The following is a 19,827-nucleotide window of genomic DNA, read 5'->3' on the forward strand; positions in this document are numbered from 1 at the left end:
TGATATGTGCGGAATTCATGATTTAACAGAGAAAGATCTCCAACCACTCACTTATACTCCTGCTTTCCTCGATAAAATAAAAGGCATGCGTTTCTTTGATCCGCATGTACACATGACAGCCCGTACCACGGACGATTATCAGGCGATGGCCGATGCCGGCGTGGTGGCTATTATTGAACCCGCATTCTGGTTAGGACAGCCAAGAACCGGCGTAGATACCTTCCGCGATTACTTCAGCAGCCTCCTGGGATGGGAACGTTTCCGCGCTTCCCAGTTCGGAATCAAACACTATTGCACCATTGGCCTCAATTCCAAAGAAGCCAACAACGAAAAACTGGCAGAAGCCGTAATGGAAATACTGCCGCAGTTTATCTATAAAGAAGGCGTAGTAGGCGTAGGTGAAATTGGCTTCGATGACCAAACAGCACTGGAAGAAAAATATTATCGCGCACAACTGGAACTCGCCAAAGAAGCAGGGCTGCCCGTTCAGATCCACACCCCTCACCGCGATAAGAAAAAAGGTACCCAACGCAGTATGGACATTGCACTGGAACATGGATTAGCGCCTCACATGATCATTGTAGATCATAATAACGAGGAAACCGTGAAAGAAGTGCTGGATCGTGGCTTCTGGGCTGCATTTACCATCTATCCGTTCACCAAAATGGGCAATGAACGCATGGTAGCCGTGGTAAAGCAGTATGGAAGCGAACGCATTATGGTAAACTCCGCTGCAGACTGGGGTATCAGCGATCCGCTGGCCGTTCCGAAAACCGCCGCTTTAATGCACGAAAGTGGTATTGACTTGAATGATATTCATTTGGTAACTTACAGCAATGCTGTAAAAGCCTTCGCACAGAGCGGCCAGATGAATGAAGCTGATTTTGAAATTGTAGGAAACATCGATCAAAGTGAGAAATTTAACGGAAGCTCTATATTACGCGGAGGGCAGCAACCTCGAATCGACAAAAACACGACCATCATCCGGTAAAGGCCTGACAGGCTCGTTTCTGCTGGCAATGAACCATGAAAACCTGAAAATACGGTGAGTTATATTGTTAGCAAATTGAGTGGATATCTGCGCCTGATGCGACCTGCCAATATCGTTACTGCCATAGCAGATATATTGGCCGGTGTAGCCATTTCCGGCTATTTCATCAATGTATCGTTTGAAACTGTTACACTGGACTTTACTTTACCTGTAGTATGCCTATGCCTGGCTACCATTGGTTTGTACGGTGGCGGTGTAGTATTTAATGATGTATTTGATGCTACACTGGATAGCACAGAACGCCCGGAAAGGCCTATTCCCAGCGGCGTAATATCTAAAACACAAGCCATCATCCTCGGCGCTTACCTGCTACTGGTAGGTATCCTGGCCGCTTTTTCAGTAGGACGCCTGACCGGTTTTTCCGGCTGGCTCGCTATAGGCGTAGCCGCAAGCGCTATTATATATGATAAATGGGGAAAACATCATTCCTTTCTGGGGCCCTTTAATATGGGACTTTGCCGGGGACTCAATCTCCTGCTGGGAATCAGTATTGTGCCAGACGCGCTGCAAACCTATTGGTGGATGGGATTTATCCCCATTTTGTATATCGCTGCCGTTACCAATATCAGTAGAGGAGAAGTACATGGCGGAAGTGTAAAAAGTTTAAGACTCACCGCTATTTGTTATGCGGTAGTGTATATCACCATGGGACTGTTGGCTTTCCTGCATCATCGTATCTGGACCGCCCTCCCATTCATCCTGCTTTTTGCAGTCATGATTAATCTGCCACTGTTCAAAGCCATGAAAGATCCTTCGGGACCTAACATCGGCAAAGCTGTAAAAGGAGGTATCATCGCCCTGGTTGCCATGAATGCCGCCTGGATCGCCGCTTTTGCCACTTTGCCATTTGCATTGATCGTGCTATTACTTTTGCCCATATCACTGATACTGGGCAGACTCTTTGCAGTAACGTGAGGATAGCTTTTAGCCGTTAGCTTTTAGCTTTTAGCAAATGCAGCGAAGACCAATTTTTGTAATCATTCGCTGCATTTGCTAAAAGCTAAAAGCTAACGGCTAAAAGCTGTTACGCTACTATTCCCCGCTTCATCGCTTCTTTCACTAAACCAGCAGTGTTTTTTACGGCTAATTTTTGCGTCAGGTTAAGCCGGTGCGTTTCTACTGTACGTAAACTGATAAACAGCTGGTCTGCAATTTGCTGGTTGGAATACTCATCCGCAATCAGCTTCAGAATTTCCTTTTCTCTCCGCGTAAGTGGTATGTCGTAGCTCGTACGCTTTTGCCCGGTAATCATTTCCTGTAGCATTTGCTGTTGGATAATATCGTCCAGGAACTGTTCGCCGGCGTTCACTTTTTCAATAGCCTGAATCAGTTTGTCGGGATTCGTACTTTTCAGTAAATAACCGGTGGCGCCATTACGCAGCATTTGCTTGATATAGTGTGATTCCATGAAACTACTCAGCGCAATTATTTTAACGTCCGGATGTGATTTACTCACCTGCTTACATAAGGCAATGCCATCTATTTCCGGCATCTGTATATCCAGTAATAACACATCTGGCTGGGTGACCGGTAACGCCGCCATCAAAGCACCGGGCATATTGCTTTCATATACCACAGAAATGTGGGAATAAGGTGCCAGCATAGCTTTTAGTCCGTTGATAACTAACAGATGGTCGTCTGTAATAGCGAGTTTGATTTGCATATAAGGTGATATTAAAAAGTCGGTTGCAGTTCCATCAACTGCATAATAGCAATGTTAAATTCCATGTATACTGTAGTGCCACAACCCGGTGTAGCCGTTAGGGTAAGGTGGCCGTTTAATGCGGCAATCCTGCTTTCCAGGTTTTTTAATCCCATGCCGTTGTTGATCCTGGCCACATTTTCAAAACCAATACCATTGTCTTCCACGGTAATAGTAAGCAGTTCTTCATGTTGTGTCACCTGTACCAACGCCTCTGTAGCTTTTGCGTGTTTGATGATATTGTTGATCAGTTCCTGTACCAGTCGGTAAATAGACAATTCAAAATTTCCTTTGAATCGTTGCATATTACCGAAAGTGTAACAGCTGATCTGCAACTGACGGGAATGACTGACATTGTTGCAAAAGAATTCCAGTGCTCCCGCTAATCCCATACGGGCCAGTATTTCCGGCATCAGGTTATGTGCTGTTTTGCGTACTTCGCCAATGGCGTCGTCAAGCATGTTGAGGGCATGATTAAATCCTTTGTCCTGCTGTAAATAACTACGCTCATATCTGAGCGCCCAGAAATGCATTTTTACAGCAGATAGCATACCACCTACACCATCGTGCAAATCTTTTGATAAACGGGTACGTTCTTTTTCTTCCCCCTGCATCATCGCTTCCAGTACCTGCATGGTCCGTTCTATTTCCATGCGCTGTAACCGTTGTTGCTGCAGGTGATGCCGGTGTTGTAAACGTTGCCATATCATTATGCCCCCAATCAATAACAACAGAACGCTACCGAAGAAAACGCCAATCCAGGTGTTTTTTCCCTGTAATTCCAGGTCTTTTTGTGTCAACAGCAATTTCTTTTCGGCCAGGTCACGGTCTTTTTTCTCTGTCTGGTATTGTGTTTCCAGCTGTTGTACATTGCTGCGGGTGTTACGTCCTACCAGTGAATCATTAAGGGCTTCGTATGCTTTGCGCATCCTGAATGCTGCTTCATAGCGATGTTGTGCTGCCATATTATCGGATGCGGTGAGATACGCACGTCGTAGCTCATCTCCGGAATGATAGGTTTTAGCCAGCAGGATCGTTTTTTGCAGATATCTATCGGAAAGCGCATAGTCGCCGCTTTTATGTAATGCCTGTGCATAGCCCATGTACAGTAACATCAGGTTCTCCGGTCCCGGATCATCCTGTGCAATCAGTAAGGCTTTCTTATAGGTTTGCAGTGCCACGGTATGCTGAGATAGTTCAGAAAATACGCGGGCCTGGTTGGTTAAGGCATTTAATACCAGTAAGCTATCGCCGTTTTGACGACCCATTAACAATGCCTGGTTAAAGTAGTTGCTGGCAGCAGCATGTGCTCCTTCCAATAGTTTGCTTTGGCCCATATTCAGCAGGGCGGAGCTGATGCGTAATTTTCGCTTTAGCCGGATACCCTGTTCATATGCCTGGTGGGCATACATAAATCCCTTCTGATAGTCGCCCAGGGTATTGAAAACAGCTGCCAGGTTATTCAGCATCATGCCGGCCGTAACGGTGTCCCTGGCAGCTTCTGCCAGTTTCATCGCTTCAAGGTAGGCGCCGGCTGCGGCCTGGAAATTCGCCATCTGCTGATATTCCATACCACAATAACTGATGGCCACGGCCTGGTTCACGGTATCTTTTAAAGACGCATAGATGACCACTGCCTGTTTAACCATATACAACGACGCTCCGTATTCGCCACGCATGTCTTGTATATACATGTAATAGCAGGCGAAATCTGCCACGCCTTTATGATAGGAAAGTTGCCTGCTAAGCTGTAAGCCTTGCCGGAATGCCGCTTCAGCTTCTTTCAGGCTGTAAGGCAACAACATACAGCCGTATGCATACAGGGATTGCACCCGGTTGCTGTCGGCCGCCTGTCCTTGAATGACCCGCGACATGCTGTCCAGTTGTGGCGTATACGCCGCTGATATTGGCTGCCAGCCACATAAGCTCATGCAACAAATCAACATTAATATTCTCAACATCTCTAAAACGCTTGCGCAACCCAGAGGTTGCCTTGTTAATAATCCGGTTACTGCCAGTTAACATACAGGATGCCCCGCCGGCAGAAAGTGAAATAGCCATCCCCGCCAGCGCTGTGCGCGACAAAATGCTCAAACGTGCAAAAAAAGCGTGAATAATAACCGATGTTACAGGGATTAACAAAATGGATAACCCGTTTTTTGGGGCCCTATAAACTTTTAGTTTGGGCTGTAATATTGACAATTATTCTACAGTGAGATAAAGGTCAATAATTCTGTTTTAATACGCAATAGGTAAACCAGTGAATAGATCAATGGACGACAAATGACAAGGTTGCAATGGGTTGAAATCCTTTGTGGTATTGTGTTTGTCGACTAATGGTTTATGTCAGTAGAACTACGCAATTTATAAATTGGCGGTTACTACTGTATGTAAACCCTCTAAAAACAGATTTCTTTGCATACCGATAAATGATTCTACAGGCTAACCCCAAAAAATAGGCTCCGTTCCCGGAGCCTTATTCTTTATAAAAAATTCACGTTTTTTCTATGTACTTTTAAAGGCTATAGTTTTTTTAAGACAGACGATGCGGAATAAGCCATGGAATATATTCAACAAAATTTCAATGTAAATTTCTCTTACGGGGTTTTCTTTAGCAGCCATTTATTTGATCCTGCCAATACATGTTTGGCTTCCTTTCTGGCCTCCAAAGCAGAAGAAGCATATGTTAAAAAACTACTCGTAATTCTTGACGGAGGTGTAGCGGCACATCATCCTCAACTCACTCAACAAATTCAGGATTATTTCAGGCAGGTGCCCGGCTTTCAGCTGGCCCCGGAAATAGTTACCATTGCCGGTGGAGAGGCAGTAAAAAATGATTTGCCACTTCTTTTCAGCCTGGTGGATGCCATCGATAAATATGGCATCGACCGCCATTCTTATGTAATAGGTATCGGTGGTGGCTCACTGCTGGACCTGGTTGGATTTGCCGCCGCTATTTCTCATCGCGGCGTAAAACACATCAGGATCCCTACCACTGTGCTATCGCAAAATGATTCAGGCGTAGGCGTGAAAAATGGTGTGAATTATAAAGGGAAAAAGAATTTCCTGGGTTCCTTTGCCCCACCGGCAGCGGTGTTTAACGACCCGGTATTTTTAACCACACTGGATGCCCGCGACTGGCGCTCCGGTATGGTTGAAGCCGTAAAAGTAGCGCTCATTAAAGATGCAGCGTTCTTTAACCGCATAGAAGAAACCGCTGTAGCGATGACGGCCGGCGATATGCCCGCTATGCAATACCTGATTTACCGTTGCGCAGAATTACATGTACAACATATCGGCGGCGCCGGCGATCCGTTTGAAAGCGGCTCCTCCCGACCGCTGGACTTCGGACATTGGAGCGCACATAAACTGGAACAGTTGACCAACTTCGAATTACGGCATGGAGAAGCAGTATCCATTGGTATCGCGGTAGACAGCGTATACTCGTTCCTGTTAGGTTGGCTGCCGGAATCAGATATGTATCGTATTCTTACCGTGTTAAAAAATATGCAGTTACCCATCTGGCATCCCCTGCTGGAAAAGCAAGATGGTAAACCTTCTCCGGTAGTAGTGGGCCTCGAAGAATTCCGTGAACACCTCGGCGGACGCTTGACTATTTCCTTGCTGCGTGCGGTAGGTAAAGGAGAAGAGGTACACGAAATGAACCTGGAATTACTGTACAAAGCAGTGGATATCTGTAAAAATAACCAAGGATGAAAACAGCTGTAGGACATCTGACGTACTGCACCAATATTCATCCCGGCGAAAGTTGGGGCGATCACTTTGCGCAGTTGAAGAAATTTATACCGGCCATTAAGCAACAGGTATCTCCTGGCCAGCCATTTGGTATTGGCCTGCGATTGGCTAACAGCGCCAGCCTGGAACTGAGTAAGGAAGAACCCCTGAGGGCGTTTCAGCAATGGCTGAAGGAAGAAGACTGTTACGTATTTACCATGAATGGTTTCCCGTACGGCGGCTTCCACAATGTAGTGGTAAAAGACCAGGTGCATGCACCCGACTGGACCAGCGCGGACCGCGTAGCTTATACTATTCGCCTGTTCCGTATACTGGCGGCTTTATTGCCAGCCGGTATGGAAGGAGGTATTTCTACCAACCCGCTTACCTATAAATTTTGGTGCAACCGTTGCGAAGAAGAGAAGGCGTCTTTCACAGAAAGTGCTACTCTTAATATGTTGCAGGTATTGGAGCAACTGGTACGCATACACCGCAGTGGCGGCCCGCTCATGCACCTGGATGTGGAACCGGAACCAGACGGCCTGATGGAAAACACCAGCGAATATATCGCCTGGTATTTCGAAGAATTATTGCCTGCCGCTGTTCCGTTTATTATGGAGAAATTTGATGTAACAGATACCGAAGCAGTAACGATCATCAAGTCGCATATTCAATTGTGCTACGATGTTTGTCACTTTGCATTGGTGTATGAAGCACCCCAACGGGTATTGGAGCGGTTACAACATTACGGCCTGAAGGTGGGAAAGCTACAGATAAGTGCCGCACTAAGGGCAGATATGCCAACGGATACGGCTGCACGAAAAGAAGTGACAGACGCATTCCGCCGGTTTAATGAACCCGTATACCTGCACCAGGTAATTGCCCGTAAACAGGACGGGACCCTCCTCCATTATCCTGATTTGCCGGAAGCATTGGCAGATGAAGATAATCCGGTGGTTACTGAATGGCGTTCCCATTTCCATGTACCTGTGTTTCTAGATAAATTTGGCGTGCTACAATCCACGCAGGAAGATATAAAGCAGGCATTGGCCTTACAGCGACAACAGCCTTTTACCCATCACCTGGAAGTGGAAACATACACCTGGGATGTATTACCACCGGAATTAAAGCAGGAAATGTCTTTGTCCGTCTCCCGGGAATTGAACTGGATCAAAGAACAATTGGGAGAAAAAGCATAAAGCAGGAACCGGAAAGCAAAAAGCATTGGTTTTTTGTTTTCCGGTTTTTTACTTTTGTTATCTGCTCAAGCTTATTGCTCTGGAAGACAGGATATAAAGAATCAATTAGAAAATAATAAACAAAAACCAGGAAATAAGAACCGGGAAACAAAAAACCAGTGCTTTTTGCTTTTCGCTTTTTGCTTTCTGCTTGGGATCTATGAGAAAGACAGTAGTTATTGATGTAGTGGGACTCTCCACTAATTTGCTGGAGCACCTGCCTTTTTTAAAGGCATATACGCAACAGCGTCACCTGGCTACGGTGAAACCCATGTTACCGGCGCTGACCACGTCTGTACAAAGTACCTATCTCACAGGGCAATGGCCCAGCGAGCATGGCATTGTAGGCAATGGTTGGTACGATAGAACGGATGCGGAAGTAAAGTTCTGGAAACAATCCAATAAGCTGGTAGACGCCCCAAAAATCTGGGATCGTGCCAGGAAGCTGGATCCGTCTTTCACCGTTTCGCAGATGTGCTGGTGGTATAACATGTACGCTAACGTAGACTACTCGCTGACTCCCCGTCCTAATTACCTGTCCGACGGCCGTAAAGTACCGGATTGTTACACTACGCCTTCTTCGCTGAGAGATCACCTGACCGAACAGCTGGGCAAATTTCCACTGTTTAATTACTGGGGGCCTACCGCCAGCATTAAGTCGAGCCAGTGGATAGCAGATGCGTCTATCATCACCGATAAATTATACAACCCAACCCTTACTTTCATTTACCTGCCTCACCTGGATTACTGTTTGCAGAAATTCGGACAAGACCCGGTGCGCAACGCAAAAGAGCTGAGTGAAATAGATGCGGTATGTAAACAATTGATTACTTACTACCAGCAGCAGCAATGTGATCCGATTGTATTGTCTGAATACGGTATTACCAATGTGAATAATCCTGTTCACCTGAACAGGGTGTTAAGAGAGGAAGGCCTGCTGGCGCTTCGGGTGGAAAACGGACTGGAATTACTGGATGCCGGCGCTTCCAAAGCGTTTGCAGTAGCCGATCACCAGGTGGCACATATCTACATCAACGACCCCTCCTGTTATAAGCAGGTGCGTAATCTTCTCGAAAAAGTGCCGGGTGTTCAACAGGTGCTGGACCGGGAAGGTAAACGTGAACATCAGCTGCACCATGCCCGTACTGGCGACCTGGTAGCCGTAGCAGACGCCAATAGCTGGTTTACCTATTACTACTGGCTGGATGACGCTAAAGCGCCTGATTTTGCCCGTATTGTGGATATCTTCCGTAAGCCAGGATATGATCCGGTGGAAATGTTCATGAATCCTGCTGACCCATTCATTAAGCTGAAAGCCGCCGGCAAGCTCCTGAAAAAGAAGCTGGGTTTCCGCTACCTGATGAATGTAATACCGCTGGATGCCACGTTGATTAAGGGTTCCCATGGCCGCCTGGAAGAAAACCCGATGTATCACCCCGTGGTCATCAGCCCTAATCCTGTTTCCAAAACCCAATTGTTGGCAACCGACGTATATGAGGTGATATGGAATCAGTTGACAGGTAAATAATAGTGTATGCATAAATATGCGGGTACCCTGATCATTGCACTGCTATTGGCAGGGAGACTCATCGCGCAGGATAGTTTGTCCCTGGAACAATTTAACAAGGAACGTATACATACTACCAAAACCGCGATGGTGGTGCTGGGAGGCTGGTCTGTAGCCAATATCGCTACCGGCCTTGTGGCAATGGGGCAAACCACCGGAGAAGCCAAATACTTCCACCAGATGAATGCTATCTGGAATGTAGTGAACCTGGGCATTGCTACTGCCGGGTATTTCGGTAACCGCAAACTCAACCCCGGCAATTACAATATGCAGGGAAGTATTAAGGAACAAAACAAGATTGAGAAAATATACCTCGTTAATGGCGCCCTCGATGTGGCCTATATCCTCGGTGGCTTATATGCCCGCGAATATGGTAAAAATCAAAGCGGCAAAGAACAGGATCGTTGGAAAGGATATGGCTCTTCTATTATCCTGCAAGGCGGTTTCCTGCTGTTATACGATGCCGTGAATCTCACGATCCATCACCGCCATGGAAAAGCGCTCTACCGGAAATTTGATGGGATGCAGATAACGTTTGCACCCGGGCGTGTGGCTGCCAGCCTGCACTTTTAATAGTCCCCGCAAGTATTGTCTTTCCCAGGATTAGACTGATTATACTGATTTAATTTTTTTGATGGTGTTTGATTATAATAAAAGATGAAAGATGGGAGCCAATATTTCGGTAGTCATCTTTCTGCATCTTTTATAATCAAAAAATAAAATCAGTATAATCAGTCTAATCCTGTCTCAAGACAAATTTCGCTCCGCTCCTCATAATTTCTATAATTCCGGGAATTAATTTTCTACATTCATGCAACCGATTGTTATTTCGAATAACCAAGCATAAATATCTGTCCGTTATGAAAAGAAGAGATTTTCTGAAAACCGGTGGCATGGCCGGTTTGGGAGCAGGATTAACCATTCTTAACTTTCCCGTTTTTGGGAAAAATGCCCCCAGTAATAAACTGGTGTTAGGGGTAATGGGGGTAAACTCCCGGGGAAACTGGCTGGCACAATGTGCCGCTAAACTACCCGGCGCTGAAATTGGCTACATCTGTGATGTGGAAGACGGTGCTATTGCCAAAGGCCTCAAAGCCGTTGCCGGTGCGCAGGCGAAGCAACCCACTGTTATCAAAGACATCCGCAAACTGCTGGAACGCAAAGATTTTGATGCGCTCATAGTGGCTGCTCCGGACCATTGGCATGCCCCTGCAGCGATGATGGCTACGGCAGCAGGTAAGCATGTATATGTGGAAAAACCCTGTGCCCATGATCCCGGGGAAGGAGAGCTATTGCTCGCAGCCGCCAAAAAATACAATCGCCTGGTGCAAATGGGTAACCAGCGCCGCTCCTGGCCTAACCTGCAACAAGCCGTAAAGGAAGTGAAAGAACAACAGGTATTGGGAAAAGTATACTACGGCAAAGGATGGTATGTGAATAACCGCGAACCCATTGGCATCGGCAAAAAGATACCGGTGCCGGCTACACTGGACTGGGACCTGTGGCAAGGCCCTGCTCCCCGCCGCGATTACCTCGATAATATTGTACACTATAACTGGCACTGGCGCTGGAACTGGGGCACCTCAGAAACCTGTAATAACGCCACCCATGAACTGGACTGTTTACGTTGGTTCATGGACCTGGAATTCCCAACTAAAGTAACATCTGCCGGTGGGCGCTATGCCTATCCGAAAGATGACTGGGAAACACCGGATACCCAAACCCTGAACTTTGAATTCGAAGGGGGTAAAGCCATTTCCTGGGAAGGCCGTAGCTGTAGCCCTTTTAACCTGGAAGGCAGCGGCCGCGGATTTGCACTGTTTGGTGAAAATGGAAGCCTGTATAATTCCGGCGGCGATAGCTACAAACTCATTGACCCAAAAGGGAAAGTCATCAAAGACGTAAAACAGGCCGCTAATCCTAATCAGAGTGTAACCAACACCGTTAGCCCTGCCGGCGAATTTTACGACGCGGTACACCTCAATAATTTCCTGGAAAGTATCCGGGGCAATGCCTCCCTCAATTCCGAAATCAATATTGGCTATCGCAGTACACTCCTCTGTTTGCTTGGTAATATTGCGCAACGTTCAGGACATATCCTGCATACTAATCCGGCCAACGGTCATATCCTGAACGATAATGAAGCCATGAAAATGTGGAACAGGGAATATGAAAAAGGCTGGGCGCCGAAAGTATAAATAACCCGCGGAATTTTGAGTATCGGTGAATGACGAGTTTTCAAAAAAATATCACCCCGTTTAGACTTCCATACTCAAAATTCCGTATCTTCACATCGCTGAAAACCCCTTCTCCTATTACGTTTATAGACTAGCAATAAATATAATAACTTGTTATCCCCCATAACTTTTAGTTATTGGTATTATTTGTTTGTGGAATGATGTTAACCTATTTTTGACTTACCTGTAATTTTTATAACCAACCACACCAACCACGAAGTTGCGCGTTCCCGGAGGAATGATTGAATGGAATTTTTACAACAATCTGAATACCTGTCAGTATTGCTGATAGGCCTGGTAGTCGGCTATTTGTCCGGTTTATTAGGCAAAGGAGGCAGTGCTATCAGTACCCCCGCTTTGCAGATATTTGCAGGCGTAAATCCTTTTTTTGCGCTGGCATCGCCTTTACCGGCATCTATTACCAGCACGTTGTCAGCCACGGCAGTATACCGCAAGGAAAAGTTATTCAATAAGCGGGTTATCCTGCTGGGTGCGGCTTTTGGCGTGCCTGCCACCATCGTAGGTTCCTGGCTGAGTAGCTACCTGCCTGGTAAATCACTAATGATCATGACGGCCCTGTTTATCATGATTACCGGCATGTCATTGCTGTATTCCTTTATGAAGGGGAAACCGGTGGGGGAAACACCCGTGGAAAGTGACGATGTACCCGCCCGGAAGCTGGTAATGGCCGCTTTGTTCATCGGCTTTTTATCAGGGTTGCTGGCCAATGCAGGTGGTATTTTATTCAGCTCCTTCTTCATTAAAAAGTTACGGATGCCAATCAAGCAAGCCCTGGCCTGTGCAGTAGTATTGTCGGCAATATTATCGATTCCTGGGGCATTAACACATTGGTGGCTGGGGCATATCGACTGGAATATCGCGCTGCTGCTATCGCTCACGGCATTCCCTGCTTCCTGGCTCGGGGCTAAAACGGCAGTTAAAATGAAAACGCCGGCCCTGGAAAAATTGTTTGCACTGACCCTTATCGTATTCGGTGTATACGATATCTTCTTTACGATCTGGAAATAATCAGGCGTGCGCTTTTATCTTATGTATAGCTTCCTGCTCATATGCAGGCAGAGAGCTTAAAATCAGCTCATAGGCATTCACCAGGAAGTTTTCCAGCTCCTGTTCCGGTAGCATATCCTCCTGTTTCAACTGTACCCAGTGATACCGCGCCAGGTGAGGGGCAGGTACAATACCCGGCCTTGAAATCAATTGATGAAATTGCGCAGAACTGCATTTAAAGGACACCCGGTGAGGTGGCTCCAGGGAAATCATGCAGAAGAGCTTTTCGCCTACATAAAAACGTAATTCATTGTCCCACTTTTTTTCAGTGAGCACCGCCGGAAGCGACTGGCATAAATCGAGGGTATGATCAAACATAGCAGCAGGTTTTTAAGAATATTATACAATGCCGCTTTTTAAGACGGCTATTTATGTCAATAGTTTACATGCACAAGCTAACATATGAAAATATGAAGCATGTGTGGTTAACGTATAGCTAAGCTGTAAATAGTGAATGAAACTGCCCTATAAAAATAGGAAATAAAATGCAATCGCGAATGTTAAAAAGTAAGGTTGCGTTGGTAGGGGTAACCACATCCTCCGGGCCAGTCTGATTTATGGCTATGGCGAGATTTTTTTATTAATCGAAATTTAACGGGAGAGGGAGGAGAATTACGGATTTGTGAGAATGTCATTTGCTATGATCTTCTTACAAATCCGTAATTCGTAATTGCTAATTCGTAATTCTTTCTTTTGCCCAGCGCGCCATTTTCTGTTCCAGTACGGAAAGAGGAACGCAGCCATCCTTTAGCAGCTCGTCATGAAAAGCGGATAAACTGAACTTGCTACCCAGTTCTTTGGTATACTTATTCCGCAGCTCATGGATTTTCAGCTCTCCGATTTTGTATGACAGTGCCTGGCCGGGAATAGCCATGTAACGCTCTATTTCAGCCGTAGCTTCCTGGGTGGATAATGGCTCGTTGTCCATCATGTATTTAATGGCTTGTTCGCGGGTCCAGCCTTTGGTGTGTAAACCAACATCCACGACTAAACGAATGGCGCGGTGTATTTCATCGGTTAACCTGCCGAAATACATATAAGGGTCGGTATACAGGCCCAGTTCCTTACCTAAACTTTCGCAATACAAGGCATAACCTTCGCCATAGGCGCCGATCCAGGAGAAACGGCGGAACTTAGGCAGGGAGTCGTTTTCCTGTTGCAGTGAAATCTGGAAATGGTGACCGGGAATGGCTTCGTGTAAGAACAGGCATTCCATGCCGGTATAGGAGAAGTCGGTGGCACTGAGGATTGGCACATAAAATACACCGGGGCGGGTACCATCCGCACTGCCCTGCACGTATTCAGCCGAAGCGGAGGCCGCGCGGTAGGCTTCTGTCTGACGGATTTCGAATTTTGTTTTAGGGAGATGACCATACATTTTTTTAACGCCAGGCATGATCTTGTTTTCAATGGCTTTGAAAGAATCCAGGATCGCAGCAGGCGTTTTAAAGATGCGCAGCTTTTTATCGGAACGAACAGCTGCAAAAAATGCAGGCAGGTCACCCTTAAATCCGGTGCTGTTTTTCACCGCCTCCATTTCCCCGCGGATACGGGCTACTTCTTTTTCCCCGAGGGCATAAATTGCTTCGGGCGTGAGGCTGGTCGTAGTCCAGCTTTTGATGAGGAACGCGTAATAGGCTTTTCCATCCGGAATAGCTTCAATGCCGCTGCTGGTACGGGCCTTGGGCAGGTATTCCTGCTGCATGAAATCGCGTAGTTTGGCGTAAGATGGCAGGATGTATTTTTCCACTGCGGCAGCGTAATCAGTACGCAGCCCGGCTACTACTGCAGTGCCCAATGAATCGGGGATGGTTTTCAGCGGTGCATAGAAAACGTTATTGGCGGTGTCTTTCTTCGCCAGGTCCGCTACTTGCGGAATCACCTTCACCACCAGGCTTTTCGGCAATACGTATCCGGTGGCAATACCCCGGCGCATATTGGCAATAGCAGTATCGGTCCATATGGCAAACTTTTCCATACGGGCCATGAAGTTGTGGTAATCTTTGGCTGTTTTAAATGGCTGGGCGGAAGCGCCGGAGCCCAGTTGCGCCAGGGTCAGCGGCAAGCAGGTAAACTGTTGTACCGGCATGAGGTGATCATGAAACGTAAGTGCTTCCCGGTTAATGTCGAATTCCCGTTGCAGCATATCATATGTAATGCGGTCGTTGCCAGAAAGGGCAGCAGTATCAATTCCTTTGATGGCTTGCTGGTAGCTGGCATAAAAGGAATCGGCTTTTGCGCGGAAGCCTTCGCTGATATCTATGGGTAGTTGATCGTTGTATTGATTTTCGCCGTTTTGGGTGGCCTGTAAAGGGTTGAGGGCCATATTCTGATCATAATACCGGGTGGCCAGCTGGTGCAGGGAATCCTGCGTGGCAGCTGCATTGCCGTGATTACCGGATGGCTGACATGCCCCGGCAAACAGGGCGCCTAATAGTAACAGGTAGCCTTTTTGTTGTAACATATTCATAAAAGTGGGTGGTGAATAATGGGTAATTTACCGTTTTCTCTAAAGAAAAAAAGCATTCCGAAGAATCGGAATGCTTATTTAGAACAGTGAACAATGAAAAAAAAGATAAAAAATATTATTTAAGAATTTTTATACGAATACTCTTGAAAGAAACCTCATTACCATGATCCTGTAAAAGGATATGTCCTTCCGGCCACAAACCAAAATTCTTCCAGTTTTTATACTTGCTGATCGCCACCAGGTCCTTGAAGGCCTGGGAGCCTCGCTCATATTCCAGCACTTTAAATCCATTTAACCAATGTTCTACGTGGTTATTTGGATACACAATAATACGACCTTTGTTCCATTCTCCAATAGGATTAATGGCTCGTTTTTCCTGTTTTCTTGTCATGAGGTCGTAAAGACTTGCTAACGTGCGATTTCCGTCGCGTCCCAATTTGGCATCCGGGTGTTTTTCATCATCCAGGACCTGGTACTCCAGCCCGATTGCCGATTTTCCACCGGTTTCATAGGTTTCGCTGACGAAATATTTTACGCCACTATTAGCGCCTGGCGTGAGTTTGAAGGTAAATTCCAACTCAAACGCGCCGTATTGTTTATCGGTGATAATGTCACCGCCACTGCCTTCTTCATCTCCCGTAGAATTACCAATTGTCAATACCCCATTTTCCATATGCCAGCCTTTGGTCGGGAAATCTTTTTTGTAAACGCCTCTCCAGCCTTTGGAAGTTTTGCCATCCCATAATAGCTGGTAACCGTTTTTCTTTTCCTGGCCGGAAATGGTGTTATCCACATTGTTTACCACGTAAATGTTGTCGTACGGAGAATATTGCGAAGCCGATGGATTTTCTATGATCCGGATATTTTTCCAATAGATATTTTTGTTGTCGTCTGCCGCATTTTTGCCGATACCATGTACCTGTAATGCAATAAAACCCTTTGGCAGTGCGGTATCTACCAGGTGGGCAGTAGGTACGCCGTTTACCCAGGTACGCATTTCATTGCCCCGGCACTCAATACGGTATTTATTCCAGCCGTCTTTTTTGAAGGCATTTTGCCCGGCAGGATTCAGTTCCATCGGGTATTGCCAGCCCCGGCGGCCTTCTTCATATATACCACCGCTCCATTTGCGGTCAGACGGATCTATTTCCATCTGGTAGCCAAATACACGGCCATTCTGGTAATCAGATCTGCTCTGGCTGCGGAATTGTATACCGGAGTTGAATTCCTTCCCCAGCTTGAATTCCAGCTCCAGGATGAAATCTCCGTACTCCTTATCTGTTGCGAGGAAAGAGTTCGGTGTATTCATTACCGTAGTACCCACAATTTCACCGTCCTCCACATGATATTTAGCTTCTCCCCCCAGCTGTTTCCAGCCCTTCAGGTCTTTGCCATTAAAAAGTTGCTGCCACTGGGCTTTTTGGGCAAAAAGGCTACCATACATGCACAGCAGGGAGCCAAATAAAAGGATCGTCTTTTTCATAACTAAAACGGAATAAGGTGACCAAAATAATCAATGAAATTGATTTTTACAACCGATTGCAAAAGATTTTATTTTTTAAAACGGTGATAATCCAGCTCCATCGGGATTTTATGAAAACGATTGCAAAAATTATTTTGCAAACGATTGCAGGAATCTAAAATTATCTTATTTTGTCATTAGAAGAGCCCGTAGCGCAAGCCAAAATCTGACTTAAATCTGACTAGTTTCCTTTATTCCACAACCACATTAAACAACGTTATGAAGAAGTATTTTCCACGTCTGATCTGTATGGTAGCGTGTTTGCTATTCCATCAACTCATCATGGCACAAGGCCATCCCGCCACCATAGAGGGAAATGTGCTGGATGCCAGGAAAGTCCCGCTGGTAGGGGTTACCATATCAGTGAAAGGGAAAAATATCGGTACACAAACCGATGTAAACGGGCATTATCGCCTGCTCATCAAAGAACCAGACAATGCCGTACTGGTATTTACTTTCATCGGTTTTACCACACATGAAGAACCCTATAAAGGCAATAAGGCTATTTCCGTAGTAATGGAAGAAGACCATAAAAAACTCGAGGAAATTGTAGTGGTAGGATATGGCCAGCAAAAGAAGAAAGATGTAACCGGCTCCATCTCTTCTGTAGGCACCAAAGCCATCCAGGATGTGCCGGTAACCAACCCCCAACAAGCATTGCAGGGCCGTGCCCCCGGTGTGGAGGTGCTCAACAACAGCAGCAAACCCGGAGATGAACCTACCGTACGTATCCGTGGCTCCCGCTCTCTCTCTGCCGGCAATGATCCACTGTACGTAGTAGACGGAATCCCTTATGCAGGTAGCCTCAGCGATATTGGCACCGGTGTAATACAATCGATGGATATTTTGAAAGATGCCTCCGCAACAGCCATTTATGGCTCCAGGGGCGCCAACGGCGTAGTACTCATCACCACCCAGAAAGGCAAAGCAGGAAAGCCCGTTGTTTCTTATAGCGGCTCCTATGGCTATGTACAACAACTCGGTGAAACAGATATGATGAATGCCTCCCGCTTTGTGGAAATGCGTAAAGAAGCAGCCCGCGTTGCTAAAAAATACAACGATAATAACCCGGACTCTTCTGATAAAGTGATCTTTAACGCTACGGAACTGGCCAATATCAAGAAAGGAGTGGACGTAGACTGGCAAAAACTACTGATTTCCCCCGGTTACCAAACCAACCATGCACTTTCTGTAGCCGGCGGTAACGAGAAAACCAGGTATACCGTAGGGCTGGGATACTTCAAAGACCAGGGCGTACTGAAACTACAAAGCTACGAACGCTATAACGTGAACCTCGGTATAGATCAGCAGATCGGCGACCGGGTAAAAGTGGGCGCTACTCTCCTGGGAGCTTATAGCCTGCGTAACGGAGAAACCTATAACGGTATCGACAACGCCCTGAAAATGCTGCCTATTGCAGCTCCCTACGACGATAAAGGCAAACTGATTATACTGCCCACCGGCGATAGCCAACAACCCAATCCCCTGTTGGACTATGTAAATAATAACCGCCTGGAACTCATGAAACGGTTCCGCATCTTTGCCAGCTTATTTGCAGAAGTAGAGATTATAGATGGCCTGAAATATCGCCTCAATGTAGGACCGGATATTCAGAACTATAACTATGGCCTGTTCCAGGGTAAAAATAATACCAACCTGCTGATTGGTGGTGGCGACGCCACCGCATCAAAAGGTAATGCCTCTACGGTGGCCTATACCATCGAAAACCTGCTCTCTTATAATAAGGTGGTGAAAAAGCATAGCATCGGTGCAACCGCCCTGTATAGTGTACAAAGACAAACCGCAGATGTATCTACTACCAATGTGAGAGGCATTCCTGTGGAAACGCAACAATACTACAACCTGGGCCAGGCACTCAATGTAACGGGAGTGACGAGCAGTCTTAGTACCTGGACCATCCTCTCCTACATGGGACGTATTAACTACGGTTACGATGACCGCTACCTCCTGACGCTCACGCTGCGTGCGGATGGATCTTCCCGCTTTGCACCCGGAAAAAAATGGGGCTACTTCCCTTCTGTAGCCGCTGCGTGGAACATCATCAATGAAGCACCGCTGAAAAATCAGAAAGTACTGGATAACCTGAAATTACGCGCCAGCTATGGCCGTATCGGTAACACCGGTATTGCCCCTTACGCCACACAGGGTTCTCTCACCAGGATTCCTTATTCCTATGGTAATAAAGGCGCACTGGGCTTTGTACCAGGTGAATTGCGTAATCCTAACCTGACCTGGGAAACCACCACTTCCGCTGATATCGGCCTCGATTTCGGTTTCCTGAATGGTCGTATTACTGGTGTGGTTGAATGGTATACACAGAAAACAACGGATCTGTTGATGCCTCACCTGTTGCCTTACAGCAATGGTTTTAACTCCGTGTTGGAAAATCTCGGGGTGAGCCGGAACAGAGGCTGGGAAGTAAGTGTAGGCGCTACCGTTATAGACAATCCCAACGGGTTCAGCTGGAAAATGGATGTCAACTTCTTTACTAACCGCTCCAGGATTTTGTCCATCGGCAATGGCAGATCCGCAGATATCGGTAATGGCTGGTTCGTAGGACAACCTACCTATGTATACTACGACTATAAAAAAACAGGCATCTGGCAGGTGGGTGAAAAAGCCGCCGCCTCCAAGTATGGTGTATCTCCCGGTGAAATTAAACTGGAAGACGTGAACAAGGACAGTGTGATTGACGCAAAAGACCGGCAGATACTGGGCTCACCGGAACCTAAATGGTCGGCCGGTACTACCCAGCGCTTTTCTTATAAAGGTTTTGAATTGTCTGTCGTGGCTTTTGCCCGCATGGGTAGCATGATTAAAAGTGATTTCTACCAAAATTATAACACCCTGTTTGGTCGCTATAATAATCTCAATATCGATTATAATACGCCTGCTAATCCTACCAATGATTTCCCACGGCCCAACGCTAACCAGGAACGTCCGAGCAATTATCAATCGCTGAGCTACTTTGATGGTTCCTTCTTCAAAATCAGGAGTATTACCCTCAGCTATACATTGCCAACGGCTATAGTACAACGCATGCAGATGCAGGACCTGCGGTTTAATGTAGGTGTAAAACAGCCACTGATTCTGGCGCCTTACCGTCAAACCTGGAAAGGAGTAGATCCGGAAGATGTGAATGTAATTGGGGTAGACGCCCCAGCTACCTGGATGTTGCAGTTTGGTATAAATGCGCGGTTCTAATCATCAAATCTT

14 protein-coding genes are annotated in these 19,827 nt (G+C 46.5%); 9 read left to right on the forward strand and 5 right to left on the reverse strand.

All coding sequences use genetic code 11. From position 1 onward, the window contains the following. Window positions 1-4: 4 nt before the first annotated feature. Window positions 5-991 (forward strand): TatD family hydrolase, encoded by a 987-nt coding sequence (locus AC5ZC7_RS00515; RefSeq protein ID WP_496160108.1) that lies wholly within the window; start codon window positions 5-7, stop codon window positions 989-991. Window positions 992-1,045: 54 nt separating this feature from the next. After that, window positions 1,046-1,966 carry a UbiA-like protein EboC gene (gene eboC / locus AC5ZC7_RS00520; protein ID WP_496160107.1) on the forward strand — a complete coding sequence of 307 codons (921 nt, stop codon included), beginning with the start codon at window positions 1,046-1,048 and terminating at the stop codon, window positions 1,964-1,966. A gap of 109 nt (window positions 1,967-2,075) precedes the next feature. Here eboC and AC5ZC7_RS00525 read toward each other — a convergent pair whose 3' ends face one another. Then, complete coding sequence (locus AC5ZC7_RS00525; protein WP_496160106.1) at window positions 2,076-2,714, reverse strand: response regulator; 639 nt, start codon at window positions 2,712-2,714, stop codon at window positions 2,076-2,078. Window positions 2,715-2,725: 11 nt separating this feature from the next. Beyond that, window positions 2,726-4,714, reverse strand: coding sequence for a tetratricopeptide repeat protein (locus AC5ZC7_RS00530; RefSeq protein WP_496160105.1), 1,989 nt, complete (start codon window positions 4,712-4,714; stop codon window positions 2,726-2,728). A 598-nt stretch (window positions 4,715-5,312) separates the two neighbouring features. Here AC5ZC7_RS00530 and AC5ZC7_RS00535 point away from each other — a divergent pair. The 6 genes from AC5ZC7_RS00535 to AC5ZC7_RS00560 all read left to right on the forward strand — a co-directional run bounded on the left by AC5ZC7_RS00535 (window position 5,313) and on the right by AC5ZC7_RS00560 (window position 12,559). After that, window positions 5,313-6,470 (forward strand): 3-dehydroquinate synthase, encoded by a 1,158-nt coding sequence (locus tag AC5ZC7_RS00535; RefSeq protein ID WP_496160104.1) that lies wholly within the window; start codon window positions 5,313-5,315, stop codon window positions 6,468-6,470. Further along, window positions 6,467-7,687, forward strand: coding sequence for a metabolite traffic protein EboE (gene eboE, locus AC5ZC7_RS00540; RefSeq protein ID WP_496160103.1), 1,221 nt, complete (start codon window positions 6,467-6,469; stop codon window positions 7,685-7,687). The genes AC5ZC7_RS00535 and eboE overlap by 4 nt, the downstream gene beginning before the upstream one ends. A 199-nt stretch (window positions 7,688-7,886) precedes the next feature. Further along, the gene (locus tag AC5ZC7_RS00545; protein WP_496160102.1) at window positions 7,887-9,254 is read left to right on the forward strand and encodes an alkaline phosphatase family protein; all 1,368 of its coding nucleotides are present in this window, start codon (window positions 7,887-7,889) and stop codon (window positions 9,252-9,254) included. A gap of 6 nt (window positions 9,255-9,260) precedes the next feature. Further along, on the forward strand, window positions 9,261-9,866 hold the full coding sequence (locus tag AC5ZC7_RS00550) for a DUF6992 family protein (protein ID WP_496160101.1): 606 nt from the start codon (window positions 9,261-9,263) through the stop codon (window positions 9,864-9,866). Window positions 9,867-10,153: 287 nt separating this feature from the next. After that, a complete protein-coding gene (locus tag AC5ZC7_RS00555; protein ID WP_496160100.1) occupies window positions 10,154-11,491 on the forward strand; it encodes a Gfo/Idh/MocA family oxidoreductase in 1,338 nt (445 codons plus the stop codon). A 285-nt stretch (window positions 11,492-11,776) separates the two neighbouring features. Continuing rightward, complete coding sequence (locus tag AC5ZC7_RS00560; RefSeq protein WP_496160099.1) at window positions 11,777-12,559, forward strand: TSUP family transporter; 783 nt, start codon at window positions 11,777-11,779, stop codon at window positions 12,557-12,559. Here the strand turns inward: AC5ZC7_RS00560 and AC5ZC7_RS00565 are convergent, their stop codons facing one another. The 3 genes from AC5ZC7_RS00565 to AC5ZC7_RS00575 form a co-directional block, all read right to left on the reverse strand. After that, window positions 12,560-12,916 carry an MmcQ/YjbR family DNA-binding protein gene (locus AC5ZC7_RS00565; protein WP_496160098.1) on the reverse strand — a complete coding sequence of 119 codons (357 nt, stop codon included), beginning with the start codon at window positions 12,914-12,916 and terminating at the stop codon, window positions 12,560-12,562. A 355-nt stretch (window positions 12,917-13,271) separates the two neighbouring features. After that, on the reverse strand, window positions 13,272-15,068 hold the full coding sequence (locus AC5ZC7_RS00570) for a DUF885 family protein (RefSeq protein WP_496160097.1): 1,797 nt from the start codon (window positions 15,066-15,068) through the stop codon (window positions 13,272-13,274). Between the two features lie 115 nt (window positions 15,069-15,183). Beyond that, window positions 15,184-16,551, reverse strand: a complete 1,368-nt coding sequence (locus AC5ZC7_RS00575) for a 3-keto-alpha-glucoside-1,2-lyase-like domain-containing protein (protein WP_496160096.1) — start codon at window positions 16,549-16,551, stop codon at window positions 15,184-15,186. Between the two features lie 258 nt (window positions 16,552-16,809). Here AC5ZC7_RS00575 and AC5ZC7_RS00580 point away from each other — a divergent pair, with 258 nt between their 5' ends. Beyond that, entirely contained in the window at window positions 16,810-19,815 is a 3,006-nt protein-coding gene (locus tag AC5ZC7_RS00580; protein WP_496160095.1) for a SusC/RagA family TonB-linked outer membrane protein, read from the forward strand. Window positions 19,816-19,827 lie beyond the last annotated feature (12 nt).

This window comes from Chitinophaga sp. 9-1-y (assembly GCF_059511905.2).